This window comes from Pantoea sp. E956-1, from assembly GCF_982223955.1.
In genome coordinates, this window is sequence record NZ_CEUYZP010000018.1 from 1 (window position 1) to 7,220 (window position 7,220).

Below are 7,220 nucleotides of genomic sequence, written 5' to 3' on the forward strand. Positions count from 1 at the left end.
ACCTGCAAGCCCTTGAGATTGCACTCCCCATACTGGAGCAGCAGGAGCGGGGTGATGGAGAGTGGATTGAATGGGAAGGAAGAGAAATTCCTGGAGCCGTAAAAGGCCGAGCCGTCCAGGTTCGTTATGCAACTGGCGAGATAGAAACTGAATATAGCGGATTCCTCAACTGGGGAAATGGCAGCGGCAAGCTTGTTTGCGCCTACCGCATCATCCCGGAGCAGCCCACCAATCAGAACGGAGAGAAGTGATATGGGTGACTGGATTAAGTGCAGCGACCAAACTCCCCGCGACAGGCAAGCGGTCATTATCAGCGATGGTCATGATGTTGGAGTATGGCGCTGGCGTGGATTCTGGACGAGCCGGGAGGGTGACAGCTGTTCAGTAGAGCATAGCGCGACAACACTCCTAGGGCCGAAAACTCACTGGCAGCTACTCCCACCACCACCGGAGGATGTATGAGTGAAAGAACCATTGAATACCGACTTTATTTAAACAATGAAGTCAAATGCAGATGGTCAGCAAAATTTGGGGATGGCTTTAAGAGCCGCCCAAAAGACACGATAGGCACATGTTTAATAGCTCGTGACTTTGAATACGCAGAGCAAGGGTTTTCACCTGAATGGTATTCAGGGGGGCATTGGAGACTGGAGGCATCATGGGAAGCGTAATCCCCTTAAAACGCTCTGAGCACGTCATATCAGACGCCGAACTGGATAAGCTGGCTATCGACGTCAGTCGGTTCGCGCAGAAGCATGCAGGCACACTCAGCCTGAGCCACGGCATCAGGAAGTTACTCAGCGACGCATTAAAGCGAGACAAACGCGATGGAGATACCGAAAGAGGGCCTTCGGCTTCATAGGTCAAACTTCAACGCCATCGGGCAACAGCTTCAACCCCTGCTCGAATCCGGCGACTGTTACCGGCTAATCCTCAAGCCGTGGAAAGAAAAGCGCAGTCTCAATCAGAACTCCCTTTCTCACATGTGGTACGGCGAAATCAGCGAATACCTGACTAAGTCCGGGCGCGCCGACGCTACGCCAGAGTGGGTAAAGCGGAACCTCAAAAAAACCTATCTGGGCTGTGAGCAGGTCGAATATACCGACTTTGTTACCGGCGAGAAGGTCAGCACATGGGAACCCCGGCACACATCCAGTCTTGATACAGGCGAGATGCATTTCTTCCTGAATCAGGTGGAGCGGTGGTGCGCGCAGTTCGGCCTGGCGCTGACTATCCCCGCTGACTCTGAGTACCAGAAACTGAAGGACAAGCAGAACCAATGACCCCCTTTACTGAAATTGGCGCAGCTATCGAAGAGGCTGCGTGGCTTGCTCACGTCCATAACAAACCGCACTGCGTATATCAGCGCTTTGACGGACTGATGGAAGTGACACCAGAGAACCCCGATCGCAATCCCATGTACACAACCGGCTCGCCCGGCGTCGTGACCACTGAATACAGGAGTGCAGCATGATAAACACCTGGAGCCGCGAACATCTCGACATCCTCACCAGAGACTACGCGAATGCATCGACTGACTTACTGGCAATCATGTTCGATAAACCCCGCCAGCAGGTCACAAACAAGGCCCGCGAGCTGGGGCTACGCAAAGCGCCTGAGTATCTGGAGACAGTCAGGGCAGCAGCAGGAATGCAGAGCTGGAGGCATCATGCGTGAAACCTGGTTTACCCACCCCGACCCGATAGACACGAAAACAGCCGATGAGCTGATAGCCAGTTACAAATCACGAAACATTCAGGCAAAAAAATCCCTCGCATTTGACCCGTGCTACTGGCTGGTCAGCGCGCTGCTGCCTGAGTTCCGGAACGAGCCAATACCGAGCAGGCAGTATAAAAACCCAATGTGGAGCTGAAGATGAATTACAGCGAACTTACTGATTTTGAAATCAACTGTGCGGTGGCCGCTTCTCTTGGGAGGGAGTTCTTTTACAACTCTCCCGGTGAGCCAGGAAAGCGCAGGAAATCATTCGTAATTGATGATGTATGCCGTGATGTTTATGAGTCAGGCGCCTGGTCATCAGATGTATTCGACCCCTGCAAATCATGGGCTGATGCCGGGCCTATTATCCAAAGCAACCTCATAGATTTAGAGGCAATTTATGAGTTCACTGATGTTTCCGAGCAGGAGATAGAGCCTACTGGAGTATGGGTTGCCAGAGGTTTCACTAAATTTTTTGTGCACCCAAGGTCGGAATCAGCCAACCCACTCCGTGCCGCCATGATTGTCTTCCTCATGATGCAGGAGCAACCCAATGCGTGAACGCTGCTGCCGCTGTCACATAACACTCACCTCAGAAGACAAGTATCACTACGGGGCTAACTGTGAAAATTGCGAGGTCGATTACCGATATGAAGAACACGAACGGGACCATCCAATCAAGTCTGCCTACTGGCGATGGCGAGCAGTGTGCTTCTGTGTGCGTTGGCTGTCCTCAGCTCCTGTCACCGCAGGAAACGTATGCATGCGATACCTGCGCTGCAGGCTGGATGAAAGACGCAAACTTCAACATGTGCGGAGGGGAAGATAATGGCTGAGTTAAAAGCAGGCGGGCTGGCTATCGTTATCAGAAGTCACTCGGCAGAAAACATTGGGAAGGTCGTGAAGCTTCTGGAGTTTTATGGAGAAGGTTCAGGGCCTTACAAAGGGCGGAGTGACATGTGGTTTGTCACCCCTATCAGTTCAAAAATTAAGTCGCAGTTATTTCCGGTTAGTCCAGGTGAAAAGTGCTCATGCCCTGCTGCATTCCTGATGCCAATCGAAGGTGACAGCTTCCAGCACGAAGACGAGCAACAGAAGGAGTTGACGCATGGCTAAAGGCATTAAGCCGCCGAAGCCGAAGAAATGCAAATGCTGTCCTGAAAAGTTTATACCCCGCAATAGCCTCCAGACCGTCTGCTCTCCCAAATGTGCCATCCAACTCGCTAACCAAATATCCGAGCGCAAGCAAAAGCGCCAGGAGAAAGAGCAGCGCGCGGCATGGAACAAACGCAAAGCCGATGTGAAGCCGTTAAGCCACTGGATGAACATGACCCAGCGGGTATTCAACGACTACATCCGGGCGCGGGACGGGAACATCTGCATCAGCTGTGGCAGCACTACAGCAGTCAGCTATCACGCAGGGCATTACAGGACAACTGCAGCAGCTTCGCAGTTACGTTTCAACGAGGACAATGTTCACAGCCAGTGTGCAGCCTGCAACGTGCATCACTCCGGCGCGATTGGCCCATACCGTATCAACCTCATCACCAGAATCGGCCTTCAGCGCGTTCAGGCGCTCGAATCAAACAACGAACCTCACCGATACACTCGTGAAGAGTTGGACGCGATACGGGCGCGTTACAGGGCTTTGCTGCGAGCACTGATAAAGCAGGGGGAAGCAGCATGATTATTGACCTGAAACTTCCGCAATGGGCAACGCTGCTAGCTTGTCCATTTTGTGGAGGCCCGTCTGAGCTGGATGGAGATGGTGAAGGCGTTTATGCGAGGTGCGCTACAGCAGCGTGTGTAATCAAGCCAATAACACTCACATATCCCACCAAGCGCGACGCAATAAGAGCTTGGAACAGGAGGCCCGCATGACCGAATACCTCAGAGAGAAGTGGCTCCGCCTTCGCATTCTTAAGATGCGCGGCATGTACGAGATCAACTACCGGATAATCCGGAACACAGCGAAGATGATGGGGGTGAAGCATGCGCATTGAGCGTGACTATCAGCAAATCGTCAGGCTGTCAGGCGTCAGAACAGCAGCGGACATGCGCCGGTTATTCGGCAATGGCTGGAAGACCATCAACAAATCGCAGCAGGCATGGGTTAGGCATCTTCTGGGCGTATGGGGCGATCATCTTGGTGGAGAAGATTACGACCGCGCAGAAGTTAACGTAATTGGCCGTCTGATGATGCGTTGTGAGTGGAGTGAGCAGAAGGGCAAGCAGATAGAGAAAATCGTGTCACAGCTGCATTGTGAAGGGCTTCGTGGTGAAGAGTTATTCCGCAAGGCACGTGACCTGCTTATCCCTCAGACATCAACGGCAAACATCATCGCTCTCGCCAAAGAATCCGATGATGCCGCCTTTGTTGAATCAGTCATGGTAAAGACATTCGGAAGGGATAACCCGCTTCGGAACGTAGCCAGATTACGATACTGCAAGCGCAAGAGCGTGCAAAATATCGGTTCCTCCCTGATTTATTACTGCAGCATCTCACCGAAAGAGGCCCGCAACAGAATGGAATGGGCGATGGATATCATCGAAGGAGAAATGTTTTACGCAATCAATCGAGAAATGGAGAAGGAGATTCTTAAAATTGCAGCGTGACAATGAGATATAGCACGAAATGACAAAGACAAAGGGCATGTAACCTGGCACATTAACGGCATGATCGGGAAGTGAAGCGAACAGATCGCAGCTTTACCGGTCAGTTGCATAAATGTGGATGCCAAAGAGCCTCGCGACCTCACCAGTCGGCGGGGCTTTTTTATTGGCTCGAAGTTATCAGGTAAGAGCATTAGGTCGAACGGCATACCCCGACACCAGAATAGCGCGCCGTGAAATGTCGCCGGGGAATGTGACAACGCGTATCAGTGCTCTTTCCGATAGTTTTCGTGAGCGGCTTTGCGGGTTTTTAGAAACGAACCACAAAGATAAATGCAAACGATGATGCAGTTCTGATGGCGGCTTAACAGCCTATAAGTCAGTGAGGTCTTCCAATCCCTCATAACCGAATTTGGCGCACTGGCCCGGTGTGATTAATAATGGGCGCCCATCTCTAATTTCATTTCCGAGTGAAATCAGACACGGGCAGGAGCATTAACGCTTAAATAAGTCCTGATAGGTGCGGATTGATCACCCGCCGTCTGCTCCACGAAACGGAGCGCGCAACAGGTAAGAGCATTGTCGCGGCGAGTCTGGAATTGCAATGCGATATACTGACCCGAGTTCAGTGCTCTTTCCGTTGTGGTGAATGCGCAGGCTGATGCGATGGATGCCTCAGAGGTGTTAGCGTTCGAGTGGCGACAGGCATGCTTAGGCATTAACTCACCTCATGCCGGAGATCAGCACCGGCCACCACAATCCATGAGCCGAATAGCAGCACTTAATCGGCTCATCCTCCACAGGGGATAAGATTCACCGCATACCCTGTAGCGGGTAAGTAACATCACTAAACTATTTCAAAGGGTCGCCATTAGAGCGGCCTTTCTCGTTTATCGTCCCTGCCAATCAACTTCGACTCTCACTCTTTCCTGTGTGGCAGCGGGCGATCTTTTCTTCTAACAGCAATGAGCCGGTCTCACCGGGTTGCCGGAGACGGCTATGGCAGCAGAATACTTCTCAAAAGAGATACTCCTCGGGTTGGGCGGCGCTCTTTCAGTGGGTATCAATGGCTGGCTCGCATTCAGCCGCTACTGGATAAGCAACAGGGCAAGGAACGCTAACGATAATCAGCAAATCGACATGCTGGATAAGCAGGAAAAGTACATAGAGCGTCTGGAAAAAACCAACTCTGAGCTCAGGGCTGACAATGCGGCTAAGGATGAAACAATCCGGCAGTACTGGAAGACAATCGCTGACACTCAGGCGCGCCTGCAGATTATCGAAAGCTCTCAGAAGCATCTGGAAGAGCAGAACGAAAGCCTTAAATCCCAGGTCAGGGAGCTGACCACATCAAACATGAACCTCGTAGCTCAGATAGCTGAGATGCGTAACGAATTGAGGGTGTCGCGATGATTAGAGATAAGAATGGCGATCCCGTAATCACCTGGCAAATGCTGGTCGTGATTCTGGCAACAACGTTCGGTATCTACGCTTGCGGTGTCGTGTCTGGCTATTTCTACTTCCGCGGCGAGTATCTGGCGAAGGCCGATGCGCGTGACAAGGTCGTGAATGAAATCAAAAAGCAGGTAGACCAACTCCCGACTCAGCAGGAGTTAAAGCAGGCCGTAAAACAGGATGAGCGAAAATGAGCCAGATTATCCCGATCCTGAATTTTGAAGAGGGTTACGTCGAAACGCCTTATCTCGACACGCTGGGCTTTCCTACTATCGCTGGCGGAATCCGCATCGGCCCGAAAGGTGCATCGCTGAGTAATTACACTTTCAGCGTTCCCCGCAGTGTTGGCGATGTCTGGAAGGCGGTGATTGTTGACGCCAAAAAGATTGAGATGAGCAAGCGCCAAAATATCGCTGCGGCGATGAAGCAATGTAATCCGGCAAGAGAGGACATTCTCATCTCTATGGCTTACCAGCTCGGCGTTAGCGGTCTGGCTGAATTCAAAAAGGCACTCATCTTCATCTCCAATGGAGACTTCACCAGTGGCGCTAACGAGATGCTGAACAGCCTCTGGGCGCGCCAGACACCCGGTCGCGCCCGACGCCACGCTGAAGTAATGCGCACCGGTTCCTACGATATTTACAAGGGGAAGATATGAACTTCCTTATCTGGATCCTGATTATAGTGGCTGTCGTGATTGTCGTGCTGCTCATCCGCAAGTACACCAGTCTGGAGTTTGTCGCGCATGCAAAGCTTCTATTCAAGGCGTACAGCGTATGGCTTGCATCAGCTGGTTCCGCACTTAGCGCGTGGGTGCAGTCATTCCCGCAAAATGCGCTCGATGCATGGAATGTGCTGCCGCCTGATATCAAATCGTTTCTGCCTCAGAACTACCTCGGCATGATTGGCGCATTCATGGTGGTGATGGGGGTGATTGCCCAGTTTGTTCGGCAGAAAAAGCTGCTCGCCAGTAAGCAGGAAATGGAGAGTCGCCCATGACGCTTATCACTTCACTGTTATCAGGTTGGTGGACAGAAATTCTCGCCGGACTTGCAGTGCTGGCCGCTTTAGTCAGCGCCTATGTCGGTGGCAAGAAAATCGGCACCACTCAGACACAGGCTAAAGCAGATGTGAAAGCTGCCGAGGTTAAGTCTGAGCAGGTTCAGGCTGTGGCAAAGAAGCAATCCGAAAACACGGAGAAAGCGAACAGTGTTAAACAGGCCAATGCTGCTCTCAGTGATTCTGCTCAGCGCGACAGGCTGCGCAACTCACAATTCAACTCCGACGACTGAATCGCCGGTCGCCACAGTCGATTCGCTCTGCACTCAGGATTCTGTTATCCGCACCCACGGTAAAGACGCCGACCTGATGGACATCCGAACCGTCAGGGCGATTAACGATCACAACGACCTGTGGGTGAAGTTGTGCGGAGA

Annotated in this window: 18 protein-coding genes; all 18 read left to right on the plus strand. The window is 52.0% G+C overall.

The features are described from left to right. Window positions 1-251 (plus strand): hypothetical protein (locus AC0T7J_RS24735; RefSeq protein WP_473798272.1); only part of this gene is annotated, 251 nt, incomplete at its 5' end. 1 nt (window position 252) lies between these two features. After that, on the plus strand, window positions 253-462 hold the full coding sequence (locus AC0T7J_RS24740; protein ID WP_473798275.1) for a DUF551 domain-containing protein: 210 nt from the start codon (window positions 253-255) through the stop codon (window positions 460-462). Then, window positions 459-671: a hypothetical protein gene (locus AC0T7J_RS24745; protein WP_473798277.1), complete on the plus strand. Its 213-nt coding sequence runs from the start codon at window positions 459-461 to the stop codon at window positions 669-671. Before AC0T7J_RS24740 ends, AC0T7J_RS24745 begins: the two co-directional genes overlap by 4 nt. Before the next feature lie 156 nt (window positions 672-827). Then, window positions 828-1,283, plus strand: coding sequence for a YbcN family protein (locus tag AC0T7J_RS24750; RefSeq protein WP_473798279.1), 456 nt, complete (start codon window positions 828-830; stop codon window positions 1,281-1,283). Next, entirely contained in the window at window positions 1,280-1,474 is a 195-nt protein-coding gene (locus AC0T7J_RS24755; RefSeq protein WP_069728497.1) for a hypothetical protein, read from the plus strand. Before AC0T7J_RS24750 ends, AC0T7J_RS24755 begins: the two co-directional genes overlap by 4 nt. Continuing rightward, window positions 1,471-1,677: a hypothetical protein gene (locus tag AC0T7J_RS24760; RefSeq protein ID WP_223563949.1), complete on the plus strand. Its 207-nt coding sequence runs from the start codon at window positions 1,471-1,473 to the stop codon at window positions 1,675-1,677. Before AC0T7J_RS24755 ends, AC0T7J_RS24760 begins: the two co-directional genes overlap by 4 nt. Next, window positions 1,670-1,873 carry a hypothetical protein gene (locus AC0T7J_RS24765; RefSeq protein WP_473798282.1) on the plus strand — a complete coding sequence of 68 codons (204 nt, stop codon included), beginning with the start codon at window positions 1,670-1,672 and terminating at the stop codon, window positions 1,871-1,873. Before AC0T7J_RS24760 ends, AC0T7J_RS24765 begins: the two co-directional genes overlap by 8 nt. A gap of 2 nt (window positions 1,874-1,875) precedes the next feature. Continuing rightward, window positions 1,876-2,280 (plus strand): phage protein NinX family protein, encoded by a 405-nt coding sequence (locus AC0T7J_RS24770; protein ID WP_473798285.1) that lies wholly within the window; start codon window positions 1,876-1,878, stop codon window positions 2,278-2,280. 267 nt (window positions 2,281-2,547) lie between these two features. Then, window positions 2,548-2,835: a hypothetical protein gene (locus AC0T7J_RS24775; protein WP_473798288.1), complete on the plus strand. Its 288-nt coding sequence runs from the start codon at window positions 2,548-2,550 to the stop codon at window positions 2,833-2,835. Continuing rightward, entirely contained in the window at window positions 2,828-3,406 is a 579-nt protein-coding gene (locus tag AC0T7J_RS24780; protein WP_473798291.1) for a recombination protein NinG, read from the plus strand. The genes AC0T7J_RS24775 and AC0T7J_RS24780 overlap by 8 nt, the downstream gene beginning before the upstream one ends. Then, complete coding sequence (locus tag AC0T7J_RS24785) at window positions 3,403-3,600, plus strand: Lar family restriction alleviation protein (RefSeq protein ID WP_473798293.1); 198 nt, start codon at window positions 3,403-3,405, stop codon at window positions 3,598-3,600. Before AC0T7J_RS24780 ends, AC0T7J_RS24785 begins: the two co-directional genes overlap by 4 nt. Next, on the plus strand, window positions 3,597-3,722 hold the full coding sequence (locus tag AC0T7J_RS24790) for a YlcG family protein (protein ID WP_122983614.1): 126 nt from the start codon (window positions 3,597-3,599) through the stop codon (window positions 3,720-3,722). The genes AC0T7J_RS24785 and AC0T7J_RS24790 overlap by 4 nt, the downstream gene beginning before the upstream one ends. Beyond that, window positions 3,712-4,335 carry a hypothetical protein gene (locus AC0T7J_RS24795; RefSeq protein WP_473798296.1) on the plus strand — a complete coding sequence of 208 codons (624 nt, stop codon included), beginning with the start codon at window positions 3,712-3,714 and terminating at the stop codon, window positions 4,333-4,335. The genes AC0T7J_RS24790 and AC0T7J_RS24795 overlap by 11 nt, the downstream gene beginning before the upstream one ends. A gap of 996 nt (window positions 4,336-5,331) precedes the next feature. Further along, window positions 5,332-5,745, plus strand: coding sequence for a hypothetical protein (locus AC0T7J_RS24800; RefSeq protein ID WP_473798298.1), 414 nt, complete (start codon window positions 5,332-5,334; stop codon window positions 5,743-5,745). After that, complete coding sequence (locus tag AC0T7J_RS24805; RefSeq protein WP_473798300.1) at window positions 5,742-5,981, plus strand: hypothetical protein; 240 nt, start codon at window positions 5,742-5,744, stop codon at window positions 5,979-5,981. Before AC0T7J_RS24800 ends, AC0T7J_RS24805 begins: the two co-directional genes overlap by 4 nt. Then, window positions 5,978-6,445, plus strand: a complete 468-nt coding sequence (locus AC0T7J_RS24810) for a lysozyme (RefSeq protein WP_473798303.1) — start codon at window positions 5,978-5,980, stop codon at window positions 6,443-6,445. The genes AC0T7J_RS24805 and AC0T7J_RS24810 overlap by 4 nt, the downstream gene beginning before the upstream one ends. Further along, window positions 6,442-6,786 carry a DUF7940 domain-containing protein gene (locus AC0T7J_RS24815; RefSeq protein ID WP_473798306.1) on the plus strand — a complete coding sequence of 115 codons (345 nt, stop codon included), beginning with the start codon at window positions 6,442-6,444 and terminating at the stop codon, window positions 6,784-6,786. Before AC0T7J_RS24810 ends, AC0T7J_RS24815 begins: the two co-directional genes overlap by 4 nt. Beyond that, window positions 6,783-7,079: a hypothetical protein gene (locus tag AC0T7J_RS24820; RefSeq protein WP_473798308.1), complete on the plus strand. Its 297-nt coding sequence runs from the start codon at window positions 6,783-6,785 to the stop codon at window positions 7,077-7,079. Before AC0T7J_RS24815 ends, AC0T7J_RS24820 begins: the two co-directional genes overlap by 4 nt. Window positions 7,080-7,220: the final 141 nt, after the last annotated feature.